At 66.4% G+C, this 23251-nt stretch carries 9 protein-coding genes; 4 read left to right on the top strand and 5 right to left on the bottom strand.

Translation table 11 applies throughout. From position 1 onward, the window contains the following. Positions 1–24: 24 nt before the first annotated feature. The 5 genes from ACFB49_RS05495 to ACFB49_RS05515 all read right to left on the bottom strand — a co-directional run bounded on the left by ACFB49_RS05495 (position 25) and on the right by ACFB49_RS05515 (position 18071). Positions 25–10023, bottom strand: coding sequence for a hypothetical protein (locus ACFB49_RS05495; protein WP_380876969.1), 9999 nt, complete (start codon positions 10021–10023; stop codon positions 25–27). 53 nt (positions 10024–10076) lie between these two features. After that, positions 10077–11897 (bottom strand): ShlB/FhaC/HecB family hemolysin secretion/activation protein, encoded by a 1821-nt coding sequence (locus ACFB49_RS05500; RefSeq protein ID WP_380876971.1) that lies wholly within the window; start codon positions 11895–11897, stop codon positions 10077–10079. A 280-nt stretch (positions 11898–12177) separates the two neighbouring features. Beyond that, a complete protein-coding gene (locus ACFB49_RS05505) occupies positions 12178–12945 on the bottom strand; it encodes a hypothetical protein (protein ID WP_380876974.1) in 768 nt (255 codons plus the stop codon). Then, on the bottom strand, positions 12932–14977 hold the full coding sequence (locus ACFB49_RS05510) for a CHASE2 domain-containing protein (RefSeq protein ID WP_380876977.1): 2046 nt from the start codon (positions 14975–14977) through the stop codon (positions 12932–12934). The genes ACFB49_RS05505 and ACFB49_RS05510 overlap by 14 nt, the downstream gene beginning before the upstream one ends. Positions 14978–14981: 4 nt before the next feature. After that, positions 14982–18071 (bottom strand): CHAT domain-containing protein, encoded by a 3090-nt coding sequence (locus ACFB49_RS05515; RefSeq protein WP_380876980.1) that lies wholly within the window; start codon positions 18069–18071, stop codon positions 14982–14984. Positions 18072–18324: 253 nt separating this feature from the next. On the opposite strand from ACFB49_RS05515, the gene ACFB49_RS05520 reads away from it, so the two are divergent. The 4 genes from ACFB49_RS05520 (at position 18325) to ACFB49_RS05535 (ending at position 23221) form a co-directional block, all read left to right on the top strand. Continuing rightward, a complete protein-coding gene (locus ACFB49_RS05520) occupies positions 18325–18774 on the top strand; it encodes a MarR family winged helix-turn-helix transcriptional regulator (protein WP_380876983.1) in 450 nt (149 codons plus the stop codon). A gap of 43 nt (positions 18775–18817) precedes the next feature. After that, positions 18818–19891 carry a 4-hydroxyphenylpyruvate dioxygenase gene (gene hppD, locus ACFB49_RS05525; RefSeq protein WP_380876986.1) on the top strand — a complete coding sequence of 358 codons (1074 nt, stop codon included), beginning with the start codon at positions 18818–18820 and terminating at the stop codon, positions 19889–19891. A gap of 26 nt (positions 19892–19917) precedes the next feature. Next, positions 19918–21237, top strand: coding sequence for a homogentisate 1,2-dioxygenase (gene hmgA / locus ACFB49_RS05530; protein ID WP_380876989.1), 1320 nt, complete (start codon positions 19918–19920; stop codon positions 21235–21237). 70 nt (positions 21238–21307) lie between these two features. Next, on the top strand, positions 21308–23221 hold the full coding sequence (locus ACFB49_RS05535; RefSeq protein ID WP_380876992.1) for a sulfotransferase: 1914 nt from the start codon (positions 21308–21310) through the stop codon (positions 23219–23221). Positions 23222–23251 lie beyond the last annotated feature (30 nt).

Consider the following 23251-nt stretch of genomic DNA (forward strand, 5'->3'; position numbering starts at 1 on the left):
GATCGCCCCTCCGCCAATCCCGCGTCATTGCGGCTTCGGCTGCTCTTCATCGTCCTGCGCCTCGTTGCGCGTGCCGGTCACCTGTTCGTCCAGATTTTCATTGCGGGTGCCGGTGACCTGCTGGTTGACGGTCGAGGCGTCGTCGGCGCCCTCATCCTCGTCATCCTTGCGCGTGCCGGTGACCTGCTGCTGGATCTCGGTGCCGCCATCGGCGCCGCCGCCTGTCCACAGATCCTCATTGCCCGATCCGGTCACCGGCTCCTCGATCACCGGCTCGCTGGAAAGGCCGGTGGCCTCGGCAAACTGGATGACCGGCTGGTTGATCGCGCGGACAAGCCCGGTCTCGCCGTCGAAATCCTCCTCCGGATCGAGTGCGGTGATGATGTCCTGCTGCGGGATGCCGATGCGTTCGGGCAGATCGAAGCGACAGCTGAAACCAACGATCAGACAGCCATTGGCCGTGGAGCGCGGGTTGAAGCTGGCCATCGTCGCGTCGCCTTCGCCACGCAGGATAAGCAGCGGGATAAGATCGGCACCGCTGGCGAAGCTGCCGTCGGCCAGAAGCTGGCGACCGTTGATGACGATCTCGATCGGGGCGCCATCGCCCTTGCTGACGATGGTGACGCCGCCCGAGCCCGCGGTGAAGCCGGCGCGTTCGCCCGAAGGATTCCGATCCGTGCCGGTATTCTGGATATAGACACCGTTGCTGGCCCGGAATTCCAGGCCATTGGCGCGAATGAAGCCTTCGGGATTGTTGATGCCGTCCGAATTGCCCAGCCGCTCGTCCTTGGCATTGATATCGCTCATGCCCTGTATGTCCGCCCAGGCCTGCGTGGTGCCGACGAAGATGGTGCCGGCATCGAATATCAGTGTGCCGCCAAGGGCGCCGCCCTGGCCGGTCAGACTGACGGAGCCGCCGGCGGTATCCACCATCACGCGGTTGCCCGCGCTGAGGGTCAGTCGGTCGTCGGCGCCGGCGCCGATCAGTGATACGGCGCCGTTCACCAGCACGACGCCTTCCGAGCGGATGACGAGATCACTGCCGGTCAGGTTGCGGCGCCGTGTGGCGGTGTCCTGACCGGCGGACCCGATGATATCGAGCTGCCCGACAGTGATGTCGCTGGTATCGGCGGCCAGCGTGATCGTGTGCGCGCTCAGCCGGCCGAATTCGTCATTGGAGAGCGACCAGGCATCGCCGGCCGCAGCCCCGCCGATCTGGCTGCGCCGCGGGCCGATATTGGTGAGCGTGATCGTGTCGGTATCAATGCCGATACGCGTGCCCCCTTCACCGGAGAAAAGCGTGATGTCGTGCGACGCGACGCTGATATCTGGCGCGGCGATATCGCCACCAAGCGTCACCAGGCCGCGGGCGGTGACGCCGATCGACTGGCCCGCCTGCGCGGTGACGAGGCGGACGTCGGCGGCCTGCGACTGGCCGGCATCGAGCGAGATGGTGCCGCCTGCGATCACGTCCTGGAAGTCGATGCCGCTATGCGTGTTGAGCGCGCGGATATTGCCACCCGCCGTCTGGCGGCCGACGGTGATGCCGCCGCTGCCGTCGGACACCATGAAGCCGTCGCGGGTCTCCGCGGTGTTGAAATATTCGATATTGTCCGCGGCATTCACGACCTGGATTGCGGTGCCCATTTCGGAGATGATGTAGACGCTGCTGCCGACTGGATTGCCATATTGCAGCCCGCCGGCATCCTCGCCGGTGCCCGTGGTGACGAGCGTGCCCGCCTCGACCTGACCGAAGCCCGCCAGGATGATGTCGTCGCCGGCCCGGCCCGAGGCGAGCGTGATGCTGCGCGGCAGGATGCGCGTGTCGCCGCCCGCAAGCCGGGTGACGAGTTCGAGATCCCGGCCCGCGACGAGATCACCCGCGGCGATCGCAGTCTGGACGTTGATCACGAGATCGCGTCCCGCGGTGCCGCTGTCGAGCGAGGCGGCAGACGCGGTGCTCAGCACGACATCGCCGCCGGCATTGGCGCTCTGCACGGCGATGTCGCCCTGGCCGCTCACCAGCACATTGCCGCCGGCATTCAGCGAATTGGCGGTGATCGTCAGGGCTGCGTCGGGATCACCCTCCATCCCCACGCCGTTGGTGATGGTGATGTTGCCGGTCGCCTGCGGATCACCCAGCGCAATCGCGCCGCCCGCCTGGACGAGAATATCGCCATCGGTCGCCCGCAGCGTATCGATATTGAGGCCGCCAAGCGACACGAGCGTGACGGACGTGCCGATGGCATCGATCTGGCCACCCGCCGAAAGATCGGTGGTCACGGCCACCAGGCCGTTGGTGGAGGTGAGCGACACGTCGCCGCCCGCCCTGACGGTATCGAGGGTGACGAGGCCCGCGGCCTGCACGGTGATGTCACCCGTGGCGGTCGTCAGGCTGCCGGCGGTATAATCGCTTGCCGTTGCCGTGATAGCGATACTGTCCGCCGCGGCGAGATCACCCGTCGAGATCGAGGTGCCCGTGATCGAGATGGCTTCGAGCAGGCCGCCGCCGATCGCGCCGTTGGACGTCAGCGAAACGGTGCCGTTGGCGGAAGCGAGCGTCAGCGCTGCGCCCGATTGCGCCTCTGCCCGCCCGATGGTGATGCCCTGATCGGCTGACACGAGGATGTCGCCGTTCCGCAGCCTGAGCAGATCGGTGATGGTGACCGCCCCGGCAAGGGCGAGCCCGTTGCCGACGATCTCGCCGCCCTCGGCATCAAGCGTCGCGAGGCTGCCCGCGTCAAGGCTGGTGAGGGTGAGATTCCCATCGCCGACATAGAAGCGCGCCGCGCCACCGGTGACGAGCGACGCTGCCGCGCCGTCGATACGGCCCTGGGCAATGATATCCATGCCTGCGTCGGCCGAGACCAGCTCGCCGAAAGCGGTATCGCCGCCGCTCGACAACAGGAGTTGGCCGAAGGCGTCGACATCCACGCCATCGCCGGCACTCGCGTCGAACAGGATACCGTCGGTGGCGGTGAGGTAGACATTGCCGAGCCCATCGCCGCCATAGCCGGTTTCGTCATCGACGCCGAGACCGGTCGTGGTGGCCGATCCGATCGCGATGCTGCCGCCATTGACGATGATATCGTCACCCGCCCGCAACGTCGTGGCGGTGATGGCGCCGGCGGCGGAGAGATCGATGTCATTATCTGCAATGGCCGTTGCCAGCACGATATTGCGGCCGGCGGAGGCGGTGATATCGCCGGCACGGACCGTCGTGCCGTTGCCAAGATCGACATCGGTAACGGCGGAGAAGAAGGCCTGGCGCGCGCGGATCGTATCGCCCGATCCGCTTGGCTGGCTGTGGCTGCCGACGATGAACTGATCGGAGGATACGGCAAGCAGATCGCCCACGATCACACCCGCGCCGTTGGCGCGCAGGAAGACATAGCCGCCGGCATCAAGGAAGGCAGAGTCGGTCACGCGGATCGTGCCGCCATCCGCAAGCAGGTCGATCGCCGAAACCGCGCTGTCGAGCGACGTGCCTTGAGCGGTCGCATTGAGCGAGGCGAACTGGATGAAGCCGCTTGCAGCGGCACTCTGCTGGTAGATTTCGATGCGGCCGGCCGTCTCCTGGCCGGGGAGGGCGCCGCTGCCGGCGATGCTCGACGCGACCAGATTGGTGAAGCCGGCGGTGATCGAACCCGTGGCGCCGGTATCGCTGTCGTCGAGCGTCGCCAGCCTGATCCTGCCGCCCGCGCCGGCTCCGCCGGTGCCCGACGCGCCGCCGGTGCCGCCGACGCCGCCATCGCCGCCACGGCCGACCGATGTAAGGGCCAGCGTGTCGGCCACGATGCTGCCGCCGGTCGCGCGAACGTCGATATTGCCGGCGAGCGCATTGCCGCCCGTGCCGCCGACGCTGCCCGAACCATCGGTAGCGCTGCCGCCAGTGCCGCCAAGGCCGCCGGTCGCGCTGACATCGATGGTCGTACCACGGCCGCCATCAGCAATGGTGAGCGTTCCCAGATCGGCCGAGAGCAGGGCTGTACCGCCTGTCGCGAGACCGCCAGCGCCACCGGCGCCGCCCTGCGTTCCGCCGCCGCCATTGCCGCCGACGCCGCCGGTTGCGGTGGCATCAAGGCTGAGGCCGGCCAGCGTCAGGCTTGCGCCATCGCCACTGACCGCCAGGATCAGGTTGCCGCCGGTTGCGGAGCCGCCGGCGCCACCCGCGCCGCCGGCTACAGTGCCGTCGATGGCGTCGCCACCCGCGCCGCCCACGGCTGCAAGGATAAGGTTGAGCGGATCGGCGAGGGTGAAGCTCTGCCCGTCGCCGATCAGGCTGAAATTGAAGGAGCCGCCCACGGCGCTGCCGCCGGCGCCCCCCGCGCCGCCAAGACGCCCGACGCCGCCATTGCCGGCTGTCGCGCCGATATCCGCCGTATAGCCGCCTGCAAGCGTTCCGCCGCTGCGAATGAGCGCGAAGGAACCGCCGGTCGCGCTACCACCGGCGCCGCCCTGGCCATCCAGCGATGCCGCACCGTCCTGGCCGGTGCCGCTGATCGACGCATTGATGGCGCCGGTGATCGAGCCGCCGCCAAGCGTGAGCGTGACTCCGCCGCCGATACCGGTGCCGCCGCTGGCCGCGGTGAGATCGAGGTCGGATTCGGTAAATTCGCTCGGATCGATCGCGACGCCGCCGGTGCCGGACGCAGCGAGATCGATCGCGGCGGCGCTGATGTTGCCGACGCCGGCCCCGCTGACGCTCGTCGTGATGGCGATCGTGCCGCCCGTGCCGGTGCCGCCGACGCCGCCGGCAAAAGCCGCGCCGCCGTTGCCCGCTGCGTCGAGAATGATGCCGTCCGTAACCGTCAGCGCGCCGGCGGCCGTGACGGTGATCGAGCCGCCGGTGGCGTCGCCGCCGCTGGTGCTCGAAGTGTCGGCGAACGTATCGATATCGCCCGATCCGCCCTCTGCCCCAGCCGACGCATTGAGACTGCCGGCGCTGATCGATCCGGCCTGGGTGGCCGAAGAGGCGATGTCGATCAGGATTGCGCCACCACTGGCCGAACCGCCGGGCGCGGCAACGAACGAGGAACCGCCCGTGCCGCTGGCATCGAGGAATATCTGTCCCGCCGCGATCGTGCCGGCGTCCGCGCGCAGCGTGACGGTGCCGCCAATACCGCTGCCGCCGCTATCCCCATCCGCGCCGAAGCCGGAGGCGTCGAGTTCGGTATCACCGCCCACCGTGAGCGCGCCGCCATTGCGGACGACCAATGTCGCCGTGCCGCCCTGCGCCGAAGCCCCCGGCGCCTGGGCCGAGCCGCTGGCATCGAGGGTGAGGTCTCCACCCAGATCGAGGCTGACGCCATCCAGCGTCATGGTGGCGGTGCCGCCCACCGCCGTGCCGTCGCCGACGCCGAGTATGCCAATGTCGTCACCCGAAAGCGCCTGGAAGAAGCCGCCTTCACCGGAGAAGATTGTCGCCGAAGCGTCGATCCGCAGGTTGCCGCTATAATCGACGGTCGCGCCGTTCAACGCTTCAAATATCGCGGTGCCGCCGGCGATCGTGGGGCCAAGGCCGATACCGCGTTCCCCTTCCGCTCCAGCATTCAAATCCAGGAAGCTGGTGACGACAAGCGTGCCGCCGTCGATCGAAACTCGGGACGTGCCGCCCTGTGCGTTGCCGATGCGCGTGAAGAAGAAGCCCCCGGCGCTGGCGAAGGATGTCGCTGACAGGCTGTCGAAACTTGCGCTGCCGGCGGCGCCGACCAGCAGTTCCGCAGTGCCGCCGGTAGCCGATCCGCCGATCGCCGGCGGAGTTGTGGACGATCCGAAATCGGCATTGCCACCGAAGGCGCGGGCGTCCAGCGTCGTAAAGGTGGTGGTGAGGCTGCCATCCGAAACGGTGATGCGGGCAAGGCCGCCAAACGCCGCGCCGCCATCGGCACCGCTGGGCAGATCCGGCTGGATAACATCGGAAAAGCCGCCGCCGCCGCCCGATCCCAAGGCGCTGAGGAAGAGATCGCTCGATTCGAACGATCCGCCGCCGGTGATCGCCAGCGTCGCGCCGCCAGGACCGCCGCCAAAGCCGCCGGCCGTGCCGACACCGCCGACACCGGCGGTCGCGCCGCTGAAGCCATTGCCGCCATTGCCTGCATCGCCATCGACCGAGAGGTTGACGCTGCCGCTGGTCAAGGTGCCGCTGGCAATGGTGATGCTGGCGGTGCCGCCCGTTCCATCGCCACCCCGGCCGCCATTGATCAGGCCGAGCGTGCCGTCCAGATCGCCGCTGCCGCCGTCTCCGCCGAATCCGCCGGCGGCAAGGGTGATCCCGGTCGTGCCGAGACTGCCGGTGCCGACGGTTATGACCGCGCTGCCGCCCGTGCCCGTTCCGCCATTTCCGCCCGTGCCATAGCCGAATTCGCCGGCCACACCGCCTGACCCGGATACGCTGAGGAGGAGACTGTCGAGATCCGACGTGCCGGCGGCAGCATCGACGAGTATCGAGCCGCCGGCACCCGCGCCGGCATCGCCGATATCGCGGGTGTCGCCGCCAAAACCCTCAGCGCGCAGGGTGGTAACATCCGTGACCGAGAGCGAGCCGCCGGCATTGCGCAGACTGATCGATCCGCCTGTGCCGAGACCGCCCTGGCCGCCATTGCCGGTGCCGCTGAAGCCTTGCTGCTGCGATCCGCCGCCAAAGCCGCTTGCCGCCACATCCAGGCCGCCATCGAGGGCAATCGAGCTGCCGGTCGAGCCGCTTGCCACGGTGATCGCGAAGCTGCCGCCGCTGCCCGCGCCGCCATCCCCATCATAGGCGCCGAGGCCGCCGGAGCCGCTCGCGCGGATGGTCGTCAAATCGGCGACCTGGAAGATGCCATTGCTGGAAACCGACAGGTCGATATCGCCCGCATCGGCCGAACCGCCGATCACTGCATTGCCGCCGATCGCCACGGCATTGACGACCAGTTCGCCATCGACCGTCACCGATCCGCCGCCGACCACGGACGCCGTGATGGTGCCGCCGGTCGCATTGCCGCCGGTGCCCGTCGTCGAGCCGCCGATGCCCGATGCGTCGAAGCGCAGATCATCGGTGATGTCGATGCTGGCGGACGCGACCTGGAAGGTAACCGTGCCGCCAAAGCCATCACCGCCGATTTCGGCGGGGCGGGCGATCTGGCTGCCCGATCCGTTGCCGCCGGTGCCCGATGCCGTGAGAAGAAGATCGCTGGCATCGTTGAGCGAGAAGAAGCCGCCCGGCCCGACCGCGAAATCGACGCGCCCGCCGCGGCCGAAGCCGGCAGTGACGCCGCCGCCGCCCTGGCCGTCGGCCTGGACGGCAAGGCTGGTCGCAAGCGTGAAGGAGCCGCCGGCGACGTCGATCGTGGCAATGCCGCCGGTGGCGTCGCCGCCGATCCCGCCAGCGCCGCCAAAGAAGGTCGACCCGCCGACAGCATCCACCTGAAAATCGAGCGTATCCAACTCGAGCAGACCGCCGCTGACCAGGATCGAACCTTCACCGGCCGAAGCGTCACCTGCCTGCGCGCCATCAAGCGATGCACTGCCACCGGTCGCTGAAACGTCGAAGCTGGTCGTGCCGAGGCGGGCGACGCCGGTGCCAGCGCGCGAAATCACCGCATCGCCGCCCAATGCCGTGCCACCGCGCAGCCCGCCGCTGCCGACGGCGCTGGCGGTGACGTTGGTTGCGGTCAGCGTCGTCGTCGTGCTGCCGGTGAAGGCCAGGGTCGCGCCGCCAGCGCCCGCCGCACCGCCTGCAAAGGCGTCTGCGCCATTGCCGACGTCGCCGAAGTCAGACGAACCTGCCTGGCCGGCGATGGCGTTCGCGTTGACGTTGAGGACAACGCCATTCAGCGTGCTGCCGATCGAGGCGATCGCCGTGCCGCCGGTTGCCGCACCTGCATCGCCGCCGTCCGGGCTGGTGCCGGTGCCATAGCCGACTTCGCCAGCCTCGACGCCGGCACCGCCATCGCCGCCTTCGCCGAACGCGAGGATGTCGAACGTGTCTGCCGCCAGCGATCCGCCGGTGGTGGTAAGGGTCGCGGTGCCGCCGACGCCTTGCCCTGCGGCGCCGCCACGGACCGCCAGATCTTCCGAATCCACCCCGTTGCCGCCGCGACCGGCGGCGTCGACCACGAGCGTGTCGACAGAGACCGAGCCGTCCTGCTGGATGAAGCTTGCCGATCCGCCGAAACCGTCGCCGCCGGCTATGCCGTTGCCCGACCCGTCGGTGGCATCCCCGCCGCCGAAGCCGGCCGCCCTGATCTCCAGATTGGCGAGCGAACTGATAGAGCTCGCCGCACCGCTGACGGTCAGGTTGGCGCTGCCGCCCCGGCCGATACCGCCCACGCCGCCATCAAATGCGCCGCCGCCGAAGCCTCCGGCGTCGATCACGATGCCGTTGACGGCACTGATCGTCGAATTGTTGACGGAGACCGTGACGGTGCCGCCCGTAGCGTTCGCGCCATTCGGGCCGAAGCCTGCCCCGCCGGACGCATCGACGAAGAGCGAGCCGGCGGTGAGCGTCGCGCCGGTCAATTGCACCTGGACATTGCCGCCAAATGCATCGGCCTGCTGGCTGGAACCGGCGGCGTCGATGAACAGGCCGTTATCCACCAGGATCGAGGAGCCGGTGCCCGCGGTCAGATTGGCGAAGCCGCCCCGCGCAATGCCATTATCGTCGACGCGGGCGGAGATGTTCAGCCCGCGATCTGTTTCCAGCGATGCGTTCGTCCCGAGCTGGACCGCGGCCGTTCCGCGGATGCGCACGCTGCTGTCGTCGGTATTCGAGGTTCGGACGATGAGGCCGAAGCCGTCCAAGTCGGTATCGGGGACGATGAACTGCGCCGACGCCCCGTCGCGGATCTGCAGCGTGGAACTCGCACCGCCCTGGATGACGAGATTGCCCGCGACAAGATCGGTGCCCGAAGACAGGTCCGCCACATCGACGAGCGCATTGGTGCGGGCGACGATGGTGGTGTCGGACGAAAGCTGCTGGGCGGTGACGGTGAAGTTCGCGCCGACACCGCTCGCCGGCCCTGCGGTGATGCCGGTGGTCTGGCCGACATTCTGGCCGGCGGACAGCACGACCACGCCGTTGTCGATCCCGGCAGAACCGGCATCATAGCCGACATTGCCGCCCACCAGCATGGTGATCGCCACATTTTTCGGGATGGCGACCATGTAGATCGCCTGCGGATCGCTGGCTCCGGTCGATGCCACACCTCCGGTCGAGCCGGTGTGATCGAGGGTGACGTCATCGCCGGCCGATGCGTCGCTGCCGCTCTGCACTTGAATGTCGAACAGGCTGCCGTTGATCGTGATGCTCGCCTGCTCGGCCGCGACATAAGCGGCGGAGCCATCGACGCGGACGTCACCGCCCTGGACGATGCGCGGCGCGACGAGAGCCACGTAGGAACTGGTCGCAAGATCGGCATCGTGCAGGGCGTTGATCGTCGCGCCGGCCTGAATGTTGATCGTGGAGCGGCTGTTATCGGTCGCGCCGAAATTATAGATGCCGTTGCCATCCAGGAAATCGGCGTCGGAAAGATCGCGCGTCGTGAGAAGCAGGCTGCCGACGTCGATCGACGCCTGCGATCCGATGATGAGGCCATTCGGGCTGTAGAACCACACCGCGCCGCCGCGCGGGCCGCCATCGCGGCTGCCGACAAAGCTTTCGATACCGCCATTCAGCAACACAGACCTGCCGGCCGCGGCGCCGCCGGGCAGAATGCGGTTGAGCACGGTGTAATTGCCACCCGTGCTTTCGAAGGTGGCGGTGGTATCGACCGGCTGGAACTGGATGGGGGCTGTGCCGCCGCCGGTGTCCGTAGGCCGCCAGTTGACGATGGCGTTGGGCGCGTTGACCGTGACGATCGTCTGCCCCGGCGCGGTGGAAACCGTCGCGCCGGTCGGCGTGCCGATGACGCTGCCCTGAAAGGATTGCGCCACGGCTGGCTGATGGCCGAGCGCCGCCATCACCGTGCCCAGCGCGCAGGACGAAAGCAGCGGGAGGCGCGACTGCCTGCGGTGTGCTTGCGGATGCAAAACCGTACCGGACATAATCAACCTCTCGAACTTTCGAACTCTGTTACGTCTATGGCTTCAGCAGATGATCACTGGAGCCAGGGGTAAAGCCGCGTCGTCAGCGATATGAGGAGGCGAGCGTCGGGCTTGTGCAGCGCAATGCCCGCCGAAGTGGCCGTCGGGATCTTCTCCAGCCCCTTGGCGAGCGTCACATCGAGCCGCCCGCGATCGCCGTAAACCAGCCGGACGCCGCCGCCCGCCGAGGACAATTCCTGCGGATCGGCCACGAACGGCGCGGTCGGTTGATCACGGTTCCAGATCCACGCCTTGTCGAAGAAGACGAAAGGCTGGAACGTGAGATCGTCCCGCGCATTGGGCGCCATCCGGCCGTAGCGGAGCTCGGCCTGGAAACCGACGCCGGTGTCGCCGATCAGCGCGCCCGGATCATAGCCGCGGCCGACGGTATAATTGCCGGCCGAGAATTCCTCGTAACTGAGGAGCGCGCTGTTGGTGAACTGAGCCCGTGGCGACAAGGAGAAGGTGATGTTCGGCACCGGCCGGAATTCGCCGACCATCGTGTAGCGCGCCAGCGACGCGGTGGGATCGCCTTCGATACGGCTGGGCGGGGTGGCACCATTCAGGAAGCAGGAGAGATAAGGAGGTCCGCCGCACCCCTCGGACGCGCCGAACATGTCGAGACCGAAGCGGACTTCCAGCGAGCCGGCGAAACGCCAGCGGGGCTCGCCGATGCTGAAACCGCCGACGCTCATCAGGCTTTGCGGATCGATCATGTCGAAATCGAGCCGCCCGTAAAGCACGCGCAGCCGATCGCGGGTCAGCGGCAGGAAGCCGCTATCGTTACCAAAGCGGACGTCCTGGTCGATCAGTTCGAAGCCCAGCGCCGCGCGCAGATTGCTATCCTGCCGGCGGACAAGCGGATAGCCGAGCTCCAGCCCGGCAACCATGGTTTCGGACTTGATGCGGCCATTAACATCGTCGCCGAGATCGGGTTCGGACCAGGCATAAGTGAAGCGGCCGCCGAGCGTCAGCCCTTCGCTGCCGATGCGCAGATCATAGCCGAGCTGGAGCACGCGCTGCTCGTCGATCTGGGGCGTCGCGTAGAAACCCAGGGTCGCGCGATCGCCCTGGCCGAGGAGGTCGTAGAATTCGCCGCGCAACTGGCCGCCCCAGCGGCCGACATCATGCGATCCGAAATTCTGGACGCTGGCGTCGATGACGAAGGGAATCTTCTCGACCGAAACCTCGCCGATCACCTCGCCGGGAGCGGTGCCGGCGGGGCGGAGCATCAGCCGGACGTCGAAGCCGGGCAGGTCGCGCGCGAGGAGGAGATAGCGTTCGGCCTCCTTCTCGTTGAAGGCTTCGCGCCCCTTGATCTCGTTGAGGTAGCCGGCGATCAGCTTTTCGGCCTTGCCGGCGTCACCCCGGACCTGGACCGCGACCAGTTTCGCCATCAGCACATCGAAATGGATGACGCCATTTTCGATGCGCTGGGGTGGCACCTGCACGGCGGCGAGGTAGCCGGCGCGCCGCAGGATCGTCGCGGACGCATCGCGAATCTCGCAGACGGTGGCGATCGGCACGGTCTTGCCGAGATAGGCCTCATAAGCGGGCCGCAGCGTTCCCGGCGCCACGACGCGCAGATTGTCGAAGTGGACCTCCGATACCTGGACGGTGATGTCCTTGAACTTCTCGTCGGCGAGCGGGCAGGGGGCCCGTTCGACCCCGCCCTCGACCGTCAGCCGCGAGGGTGCGGCGGGCACGGGCGCCACCGGCGGGCGTGTGATCTCCTCCCGCGTCGGGCCAGCCCGCACCTGTGCGGAGGCCGGCGCTGCCGTAGCGAGCAGTGCCAGAACGAGAAGCGATCCTGTAGATCCGCCCAAGGCCTTCATCCGCGCTCCCCTTGCGCATCCTGACAATGCCGAGGGTTATCCCCCGGCCGGCAGAAACGCCGCCCGAACCGTCCCTTCGACGATGCCGAAAAAGCCGGGTCAATTCGAAGCGGCATGCTGCCGTCATGGCTCAGCACGAAGACGGGATCACCCGGCCTGTGCATATCGGCAAGCCACGCCCGAGGCATGCCGCGGCCGGGGATTTCCCCCATCCCGTACAATATTTTGGCTACCAGCCCGGCCCCGCCATTTCAAGCGCGACCGGGCCGTAAAACCGCGATTAGCTGGCCGGCGAGTCCGGGATCGCGACCATTTCGATCAGCATATCGAGCTGGGCGGTGCAGCCCTTGGTGATCAGCTTCGACGCCATGTCCTCAAGACCAGCGGTCTCGGCGCCCAGCAGCGCAAAGCGCAACTCGGTCGGCGCCGCCTGTCCGGCCCAGCTAACTTTGTAGCGAGCACCTTCGGAAACCGGCAGCGACGCGGGCCACGGGGCCTTGGATTGGCCCTGCGTCCATTGCACGGTTCCAGCCTTGCCGGTGCCGACGTTGGTGAGCGTCGCGGTTCCCGCCGCCCCGCCTTCGGGACGCCACAGCGTCACCGCCGCCGGATCGGCTACGCATACGGTTGCCGAGCGCTCGACATCGACGAACCAGATGTTGGGGCTGCGCGCCGCATCCGTGGAGGCCGGCGCGACGGCGGTGGCCTGCGGCGGAATGCCGCGCGTCGCCCCCGGGCGAGCCCGTCGGCTGGAAACCTGGGCGAAGGTCTCGCGCGAGTCGCTCGCCTGGTTGGACGAGACCGTCGGGCTGAACGTGCCCGGCCCCTTGAGCGTGCGCGTGCCCTTGCTGTCGAGAATGACGACCTGGTCGCCAGCTTTCAGCGCGATCTGGCCGTTATCGGCCAGTTGCTTGCCCGCCGGATAGGCCTTGGCAGACGGGCCGCTGGACCGGACGACCAGAGTGGCCGCCGATGCACCGACACCGCAAGTCGCTATCACCAGCGCCGCAACCGCCGCTGATGGCTTGATAAAATCAGTCCAAGACAAAGTTACCTCCCGGTCCCACCTCACGCAGACGGTACACCAGATTGGCGATTGCCGCATCCTCCGGATGGTCTGACGCATATCTTTCCAACTCATCGATCGCACGCTCATCTCCTTCATCGAACCGTGCGACCAGCGCAGCGAGTTGCGCCACATCATCTTCGGAGAGATGCGGCACTGGTTCATATACGGAGAAGGGGGTCGATCGGCCGCGTACCGCGACGCGCCCCATCGGACGAAAGTGCGAAAATTTCGATCGCTTCGCCACGGTTTCGCTGACAAGCACCGTGGTTTTCAACTGCTTGTTGGCGCTTTCCAGCCGCGCGGCGGTGTTCATGCTGTCGCCGAGCGCGGTATATTGGATGCGGCCCTCGCCACCGAAATTGCCGACGATCGCCTCGCCGAAATGCAGGCCGACGCGCGTGCAGCCGATCGGCGGCACGCCTTCGGGGGCGGAACGGCGAAACTCCTCGCCCACCTCATACATGGCGAGCGCGGCAGCGACTGCGCGATCGGGGTCGTCGGGCCGGCTGATCGGCGCGCCCCAGAAAGCGACGACGGCATCGCCGACGAACTTGTCGATCGTCCCGCCATGGCGCAGCACCGTCTCGCTCAACACATCGAGATAGCGGTTGAGCAGGAAGGCGACCATTTCCGGCGCAATCGCGTGGCTGAGCTTGGTGAAGCCTTCGAGATCGGTGAACAGGGCATAGATCTCGCGCTTTTCGCCATGCAGCGCCAGCTGATCGGGATCGCGCATGATCTGGTTGGCGACGTCGCGCGGCAGATATTTGCCGAGCGCCGACTGGGCGAAACGCCGCTGCTCCGATCCGACCGCGCGCGCCGCGGTGCCGACGGCGGCAAAGGCAAGGAACCAGCCGGCAATCCAGCCGAAGACCGGCAGATGCTGGGTGTCCACATCCTGCGCCTGCGCCCAGTAGGGAATGAGCAGGATGATCGCGATCTGGATGGCGAGGATCAGCGCCAGCAGCCAGGGCCGCACGTCGAGCATCGCGGTCAGCGATCCCGCGGCGACCACCAGGATCGCGGCCGCCCACAGCATCCAGGACGGCACGCCCTTGAACATCGCGCCATCGAGCAATTGGGCGAGCATATGGGCGTGGACCTCCAGCCCGATCGTGGTGCCGCCGATGACGCGTGTGGCCGGTGTTTCGAACTGGTCGACATCGAATATGTCACCACCGATCAGAACATAGCGCCCGGCGATCTGATCGCGCAGCGCCTCGGCCGGAAAATCGCCGGTGAAGAGCTGGATCGGCAGCTTGGCGAAGACGGGCCGTTCGGGATCGACCGGATAACGGAAGCGGATCGCGCCGGTATATTGGCGGAACTCGGGGTGGACGGGTGTCAGCGCATTGGCGAGCAGCGGCGGCAGGCTGGCCGGCTGGTTGGGCCAGCCGCGGATCACATTGTCCGACAGATCAGATTCGAACAGCACGCTAGCCGGTTTGACGGCGCCACCGGCGATCGATTGCTGGAAGGCGCGGAGAAATTCCTCCTGACCATATTCCACGAAATCGGGATTGGTTTCGGCGGACACCAGCGCGAGATAGGTCGGCGTCTTGAGCGCCCTGAACGCATCGACGAGTTGATTGTCCTCGGGCGTAGCCTGGTCGATCAGGATATCGATGCCGATCGCCTTGGCGCCGAGCGTATCGAGCTTGGCCAGCGCCTTTGCGAGCGTCGCACGATCGAGCGGCGATCGGCGGCCGGTTTCGATCAGCGTCTGATCGTTGAACACGACCATGACGATGCGATCATCCTGCTCCGTGCGCGGCGCCGACGATGTGGCGCGCACGTCGTAAAGCATCCGCTCAATGTCGGAGGCAAGCGGCACCTTTTCCCAGCTATAGCGTGCGATGAACAGCGCCAACCCGAGGATCAGGAAGGTAACGGCCAGTCGCCAAGGGCCGATCTTGCGCAGGCTCTGGCGCAGCCGCGTGAACAGGCCGGACGCCGATCGCGTCAGCCGTTCGGTCGCGCCCGCCGCGGCCAGATCCCCCCCGGTGGCCATGCCGTCAGCGCGGTTTGAGGACGGGCTGGGCGCCGTCGCCGATGATGACGAAATCCGCCCAATAATATGGGTGCGATGTCGCGGCATCCGCCATCAGCATCAACTGGCCAGTCTTGAGCGCGCCGGCGATCGAGGTGCCGGGTTTGGCCTCGTAAAGGCCAGCGATCAACCGTTCGGTCGCCTGGAAATCGTCGGGCGCGGGCCAGTGGCTCGCCAGAACCGATCGGCCGCCGGCGCCGATGAAGGCGCGCACCAGCCCGTCGAGCGCATTGCCGCCGCCGCTGGTGACGCCCGCCTCCCGCGTGGCTGCCACGGTCGCCTTGCCGGCGGTGTCGCAGGCCGAAAGGATCACGAGATCGGCATCGAGCCGCAGATCGTAGATTTCCTTGAACGTCAGCAGGCCATCGGACTGCTCCCCGCCAAAGGAGGTGAGCAAAGCCGGGCGTGCCGGACATTCCGGGCGCGGCGCGGTGACCAAGCCGTGCGTCGCGAAATGGAGGATGCGATACTGGTTGAGATCGGGCTTCGCGAGCACCGCGGTGTCGGAAAAGGCCGCGCCGGTAATGACCGCCGACTCGCCGCCGCCGATGATCGATTCCGCTGTCTTGAGCTCGGTGGCCTTGATCGGCGCATTCCACGCTTCGAGCGGCCAATCGCAATTGACCGCGCCTTCGGCCGAGACACTGCGGCTGGACGTCAGTTGGACGAACGGATTGACCGGAGCATTCTGGCCGAGCCCAAGAAATTCATGCTTCGCAGCCGACGGGGCAGCGGCGCGCACGTCGCGGAATGCACGAGGGGAGACCGCGGTGCTGATTTCCGCCCTGCGCGCCAGCCAGGCGACATCGCGGAAATCGAAATCGTCGGCCTTGGGCTTCTTCAGCCGCGCATAATAGGCATCGACCCCGGCCTGCTCGGTCACCAGCAGCGAGGGCGGCAGCCGCAGCATCGCGCCCGCTGGCTCGAAGACCAGATGGTTCACGCCGGTGAGGCGATCGCCAATCGGGGACATCAACTCGACATAGAGTTCGCGGGCCAGCTTCAGATCGAACGGGTAGGTCAGCCGCTCGCCATTCTCCTCAACCGAGATGGTGTTGCGCAGCCGATCGACCTTGCGGTCGAGATCGCTGGCGCTCACCCCGGCGCGATAGGCCGTAGCCTCGGTCGGCGTTGCCCAGATGCCGTAGAGTGCATTACCGACGAGCACGAGCTTCAGATAGGCCTCACCGGGCCGCAGTGCCTTCTGCAACTCGCCGAGCGCCATGGCCTGCGTCGAAACCGCCCGATAGCGCGGATATTGTCCAAGCTTCGCCTGGGTCGCGACCTGATCGGCCTCCAGCGCGCGCAGACTTTCCTGCACCGTCGCCATCCGCGCCTGATCGTCGGGCGTCGGCGCCGCAAGCGAGGCCAGGCGGGCATATTCGACTCGGGCCCGCTCGATATCGCGGGTCAGCGTCACCGATTGGCGGAACAGGCGGGAGGCATCGTCGCTGCCACCGCTCAATTCGCGGGCGAGAATGGCTTGCGTGTCGGCAACGCCGGGGCGGACGAGGGTTTCACTCGCGAGGAAGAAATCTTCGACCAACGCTGGCTGCTTGGGGATCAGGCCCGCGAGCAGCGCGAAATAGGGACCGAGCAGATTTTCGAAGCCCGACGTCGTGCCGCCATTTTCGGTGACGGAGTTGATGACGTCGCGATAGAGACCGAGTGCGGTGTCATTCTGTCCGCGACGCGTATGATAAGCGGCTAGCCGCGCTTCGGACGCGGAGACGGCGATCGAGCGGGGATATTCCGCGCGCAACAGGCCAAGCCCGTCGCGCAGCAAGGCTTCTGCCTCGCCATAATTGCCGGCGGCTTCGGCCACGGCGGACAGCTCCGCCATCGTCTGGGCGCGGAGGCGGGTGATCGAGGTGACGCGTCCCTCGCGGATCGCCATCAATTGCGCAAGCGTGGTGGTGAACGCTTCGCGCGCGAGGCCGGGCTGTCCCTGCAGGCGCAGCACCGTGCCGCGCAGTTGCAGTGCCTGGGCGTCGAGGATCGCAGCCTTTTCCGCGAGGGTAAGCGTGGTGGCCTCGGTGCCGCCCAATTGCCGCACCAGCGGTACGCCGCTGTTGAGCTCGGCGGCTGCGTCGACGTCGATCTCGCCCGGCGCCGCGACGGTGAGCGCGCGACCGACCGGAGCTAGCGGGCGTTCGAGTTCGGCCGTGGCCTCGGCGAGCTTGCGCTGGTTGATCAGATGCATCGCCATGAAATTACGGCGCAGACGAAGCTGGACCGGATCGGACGTCGGAATCTTGGCGGCCTGATCGAACAGCGCATCGGCCTCGGCAAATTCGCCGAGGTTGGATTTTTGAAGCGCGCGATTGATGACATATTCGCCGAGCGCGGCCTGGCTGATCTTGCCGCCTTCGGCCCGCTGGAGGAGCGCGTCGAAGAACTCCGCGGCCTCGGCATAGGAGCCGCTATTGTTTCGGCGATAGCCTTCCGCCAACGCGCTTTCGAGATCGAGCGTGCCGGCCTGGACGCGGGCGAAGGCCGCGGGATCGGAAACGGCGGTAGTGGCGACGTCGACCGTGCCTTCGATCATCCGGTCGGTCGCGATGGTGCGCAGACCCAGCGTCAGCGCGCTGTCATAGCCGGTGAGGCCCTCGGCGACGTAGAGCGTCTTGGCGCGCGGCGCCGAATAGACGCGATATTCGACATCATTGTCCTTGAGCTTGCAATCGCTGACCGAAACCGCGCCGACATCGTCGAGTGTCGCCTGGCCCGTCGCCGCCCCGCAGGTGCTGCGTTCCGCACGGATCTTCTGGAGGCGGGCGGCAGGATCGCCCTCGTTGGTGCGCAGCGCATAGATGCGGCCGATGGGGGTCGCGGCATCGCGGCAGACAATGGCGTAAGCGCGATCGAACATGCCGACGATGGCAGGATCGACTGCAGTCGACTGGATCTGACACAACGCGCCCTGCTGGCCGCCCAGGCGGAAGCTGTCCTGCAGGCTGGGCCGGCCACCGGGCGCCGCGAGTGCCGGGGAGGCGAGCGCAACCAGCGCCGCCCCCGCGCCGAGGACCGAACGAATCCCAAGAAAGCTGCGCAATTCCGTCTCCCCACCCCAGCCCATCGGGCCTCCGGATCGCTTCAGGGCGCGCTTGTGCGCCTGTTACGCCATTTACGGATTAGTCGGACCGCGGGTTGCGGCGATGATCCGTTGCGATGCGGCGCGACCCTGCATGTTTTCCCGAATCGCCAACAAGATACAGCCGGGTTGCGCCCGTGTCGAAGGGCTAGGGCCGCTTAACCCTGATAATGTTTCAATTGAAACTATAAGATGATTGAGGCATGATGGGTTCATGGCCGCGCAACCGCTCCAGCTCGACAGCTTCATACCCTATCGTCTGTCGGTGGCGGCGAATGCGGCGAGTGCGGTTATCGCCACGCTGTATCAGCGCCGTTTCGGCATCAGCATCCCGGAATGGCGGGTGGTCGCAATCCTCGGCGAAGGCGCTCCGCTTGCCCCGCGCGGTATCGTTTCACGTGCCAAACTGGACAAGGTGACGGTGAGTCGAGCCGCCAAGGCACTGGAGGATAGGGGGCTGATCGCGCGTTCCGCCGACGACAGCGATCAGCGATCGCACCGCCTGATGCTGACGCCGGAAGGCCGCACGCTTTACGAGACCGTTGCGCCCGAGGCGCTGGCGCTGGAAGCGCGGTTGCTGGCAGGCTTTGCCGAGTGGGAACGCGGTGCGCTGGAAAGCCTGCTTCGCCGGGTGGAAGCCGCCGCCGAAGCTTGTGGTGCATAGTTTCAACTGATACGATATTGGTCTGGTTTCAGGAGTGAGTGATATGGCCGACGCGCATGACAATCCGCTGGGTCTCGACGGGTTCGAATTCGTCGAGTTCACCGGCCCCGATCCGCAAGCGCTAGCGGCCCTGTTCACGGCGATGGGCTTCACCCATCTGGCCGATCACCGCTCCAAGAATGTCCGGCGCTATGCGCAAGGCGACATCAACTTTCTGCTTAACATGGATGCTATCGGCCAGGTCGCCGATTTCCGCGAGGCGCATGGCCCGTCGGCCAATGCCATGGCGTTCCGCGTCCATGATGCCGCCCAAGCGTTCGAGGAAGCGGTGAAGCGCGGCGCGAAGCCGGTTGTGGGGCCCGTCGGGCCGATGGAACTCAACATCCCGGCGATCGAAGGGATCGGCGGATCGAACCTCTATCTCGTCGATCGCTATGGTGCGCAGGAAATCTATGACGTGGATTTCAAGCCGGTGCCGGGCGCCAAGCGCGATGAGCGCTCGGTCGGGCTGCATACGCTCGACCACCTGACCCACAACGTCAATCGCGGCCGCATGGCGCATTGGGCCGAATTCTACGAGCGTATCTTCAACTTCCGCGAGATCCGCTATTTCGACATCGAGGGCAAGGCGACCGGCCTCTTCTCGAAGGCGATGACCGCGCCCGACGACAAGATCCGCATCCCGCTCAACGAAAGCCAGGACGAGCACAGCCAGATCGAGGAATTCCTGAAGGAATATAAGGGCGAGGGCATCCAGCACCTCGCGCTCGCCACCGACGACATCTTCGCGACGGTCGATCGGCTGCGCGCCAACGGCATTCGCTTCCAGGACAGCCCCGATACCTATTTCGACATGATCGACAAGCGCCTGCCGGGCCACGGCCATGATGTCGAGGAGATGCGCAAGCGCCGCATCCTGATCGACGGCGCGCCGGAGACGGGCGGCGGCCTGCTGCTGCAGATCTTCACTGAAAATATGGTGGGGCCGATCTTCTTCGAGATCATCCAGCGCAAGGGCAATGATGGCTTCGGCGAGGGCAATTTCAAGGCGCTGTTCGAAAGCCTGGAACTCGACCAGATCCGCCGCGGTGTGATCCCTGGGCAGGTCGAGGCCTGACGAGCGCGGCCGACGTGGAGGAATGGATGCTTAAGCAGGTTGAGCGTGCCGGTGCAGTGGTGACGGCCAGCTACCAGCCTGGCTTCGGCAATCATTTCAGCACCGAAGCCGTGGCCGGTGCGTTGCCGGACGGGCGCAATTCGCCGCAGCGGCCCGCCTTTGGGCTTTATGCCGAGCAGCTTTCGGGCACGGCCTTCACCGCGCCGCGGGCAGAAAACCGGCGGAGTTGGCTGTATCGGCTGCGGCCGAGCGGGGAGCATGGCGCCTATCGGCCTTACACGGGCGCGCGCGCCTTCACCATCGACGGCTGGGACGCGCCGCTGGCACCCAATCGGCTCCGCTGGTCGCCATTGCCGGTCGACGGTGTCGGCGCTGACCTGATCGACGGCATGACGACCATGGCGGCAAATCGCGATCCGGCGGGCATGGATGGCGTGACGGTCCATCTCTATCGTGCCGATCGCGACATGGCCGCGCGGGCCTTCTTCAATGCCGATGCGGAGATGCTGTTCGTGCCGCAGCAGGGGCGGCTGAGACTGCTGACCGAGCTTGGCATGCTGGATCTGGCGCCGGGCGAGATCGGCCTTGTCCCGCGGGGCGTGCGCTTTCGGGCCGAACTGCCGGATGGCGCGGCGCGCGGCTATGTCGGCGAAAATCATGGGGCCGGCTTCTGCCTCCCCGATCTCGGGCCGATCGGCTCGAACGGCCTTGCCAATCCACGCGATTTCCTGACGCCGCAGGCCTGGTTCGAGGATCGCGACGAGCCGTTCGAACTGATCCAGAAATATCGTGGGCGATTGTGGATGACGACGCTCGATCATTCGCCGCTCGACGTGGTCGCCTGGCACGGCAATCTCGCGCCCTGGAAATATGATCTGGCGAACTTCAATACGATCGGCACGGTCAGTTTCGATCATCCCGATCCGTCGATCTTCACGGTCGTGACGGCGCCGTCCGACACGCCCGGCACAGCCAATTGCGACTTCGTGATCTTCCCGCCGCGCTGGATGGTGGCGGAGGATACGTTCCGCCCGCCCTGGTTCCACCGCAACGTGATGAGCGAGTGCATGGGCCTGATCCACGGTGCCTATGACGCCAAGGCCGAAGGTTTCGCGCCGGGCGCGTTTAGCATCCACAATCTGATGTCGAGCCACGGGCCTGACGTTGCGAGCTGGGCTGCGGCGAGCGAGGCAGTGCTTGCGCCGCACAAGATCGACGGCACGATGGCCTTCATGTTCGAAAGCCGCTGGCCCTTCGCGCCCACGGCCCATGCGATGGAGCTGGACACGCTCCAGCAGGATTATGACGCCTGCTGGCAGGGCTTTCCCAAGGCGAAACTCCCCTGAGCGCCGCTTGAAGCCCGACATCTTTCCCGCCACAACTCATGCCTTGGACGGGATGAGGGGCTGACCGGGTATGGCGAGCGCAGTGCAATCGACGGCGAAGCTGGGGGATGCACTCGCCCATGGCCGCGAGCTGCTGCGCTCCAACCCGTCGCTGGCGGCCGAACAGGCGGAAGCGATCTTGGAAGTGGTGCCGGAGCATCCCAAGGCGTTGACGCTGCTTGGGCGTGCGCTGGCCTCACTGGGTCGTAGCGAGGACGCGATTGCGGTTCTGCGCCGCGTGGTCGTCCACGATCGTGGTTCGGCGGATGCCTGGCGGACGCTGGGCGACCAATATATCCTGACGGGCGACAATGAGGCTGCGGATGCGGCCTATGCGCAGCACATTCGGTCGTCGATCAACGACCCGCGGCTGCGCGAGGCGGCCGAGGCGCTGTGCGATAATCGGTTGGGTGTCGCCGAACGCATCCTCAAGCCGCATCTCAAGCAATTCCCCACCGACGTTGCCGCCATCAGAATGCTGGCCGAACTGGCGGGGCGGATCGGCCGCTATGGCGACGCCGAAAACCTGCTCCGCCGAGCGGTGGAGCTGGCGCCCGGATTCACCGCGGCGCGCTTCAACCTGGCAACCGTGCTCTACCGCCAGAACAAGCCGGTCGAGGCGATTGCGGAGCTCGATCATCTGCTTGTCGCTGAGCCCGACAATCCCGCCTATCGCAATCTCAAGGGCGCGGCACTTGGCCGCATCGGAGATTATGCCGATGCCTTGATCCACTTTGAGGCTGTGCTGGCGGCCCGCCCCGACGAGCCGAAGATCTGGATGAGCTACGGCCATTCGTTGAAGACGGTGGGGCGCCAGGCCGACAGCATTGCGGCTTATCGTCGCAGTCTCGCACTGGCGCCGACCTTGGGCGAGGTATGGTGGAGCCTCGCCAATCTGAAGACGGTGCGCTTCGATGCGGCTGATGTCGCGGCGATGGAGGCAGCGGCGCAAACCGAAGCACTGGCGGTGGACGATCGCCTCCACCTCCACTTCGCGCTCGGCAAGGCGCATGAGGATGCCGGCGACGCCGACCAGGCCTTCACTTATTATGCGGAGGGCAATCGGCTGCGGCGCGAGCAGCTCGATTATGATGTCGATGCAACGAGCCTTTCGGTGGATCGGTGCATTGCGATGTTCACGCCGAACTTCTTCGCGGCGAGGGCAGGGCAGGGATGCACTGCGCCCGACCCGATCTTCGTGCTCGGCATGCCGCGCGCGGGATCGACCTTGATCGAGCAGATCCTGGCCAGCCACCCGCTGATCGAGGGCACGCAGGAACTTCCCGATATCATCAGCATGGCGCGCCGTATCGGTGGCGATAAGATCCGATCGAGCGAGGGGCGCTACCCGGAAATACTTGCCGATCTGGATGCCGCAGCACTCGCGGCGCTGGGCGAGGAATATCTCGAACGCACCCGCATCCACCGCAAGACCGACCGGCCCTATTTCATCGATAAGATGCCGAACAACTGGCTGCATGCGGGGCTGATCCACCTCATCCTGCCCAATGCGAAGATCATTGATGCGCGGCGTCATCCGCTCGGCTGCTGTTTTTCGAACTTCAAGCAGCATTTCGCCCGCGGCCAGGCCTTCAGCTACTCACTCGACGACATGGGCCGATATTATCGGGATTATGTGCGGCTGATGGCGGCGATCGACGCCGCGCTGCCGGGGCGGGTGCACCGCGTCCATTATGAGACCATGGTCGACGACACCGAGGCCGAAGTGCGGCGGTTGCTGGACCATATCGGCGTTCCGTTCGATCCCGCTTGCTTGCATTTTCATGAGACCGATCGCGCCGTCCGCACCGCGAGTTCGGAGCAGGTGCGGCAGCCCATCTTCCGTTCCGGCGTCGAACAATGGCAGGCGTTCGACCGGCATCTCGGCCCGTTGCGGGCGGCGTTGGGCGGGCTTGCGGATACTTATCCCCAGATTGTCATCTGACTGTTGCTGCCCTGCAACAAAGGGTGATTG

Origin of the sequence: Sphingomonas sp. DBB INV C78 (assembly GCF_042693015.1) — a bacterium.
In the GTDB taxonomy this organism is placed as follows: Bacteria; Pseudomonadota; Alphaproteobacteria; order Sphingomonadales; family Sphingomonadaceae; genus Sphingomonas_E.

Bases quoted from the DNA above. Each gene is read 5' to 3' on its own strand.
- hmgA (WP_380876989.1), top strand. From the start codon at position 19,918: ATGCTTAAGCAGGTTGAGCGTGCCGGTGCAGTGGTGACGGCCAGCTAC.
- ACFB49_RS05500 (WP_380876971.1), bottom strand. From the start codon at position 11,897: ATGAAGGCCTTGGGCGGATCTACAGGATCGCTTCTCGTTCTGGCACTG.
- ACFB49_RS05510 (WP_380876977.1), bottom strand. From the start codon at position 14,977: ATGGCCACCGGGGGGGATCTGGCCGCGGCGGGCGCGACCGAACGGCTG.
- ACFB49_RS05520 (WP_380876983.1), top strand. From the start codon at position 18,325: ATGGCCGCGCAACCGCTCCAGCTCGACAGCTTCATACCCTATCGTCTG.
- hppD (WP_380876986.1), top strand. From the start codon at position 18,818: ATGGCCGACGCGCATGACAATCCGCTGGGTCTCGACGGGTTCGAATTC.
- ACFB49_RS05535 (WP_380876992.1), top strand. From the start codon at position 21,308: ATGGCGAGCGCAGTGCAATCGACGGCGAAGCTGGGGGATGCACTCGCC.
- ACFB49_RS05495 (WP_380876969.1), bottom strand. From the start codon at position 10,023: ATGTCCGGTACGGTTTTGCATCCGCAAGCACACCGCAGGCAGTCGCGC.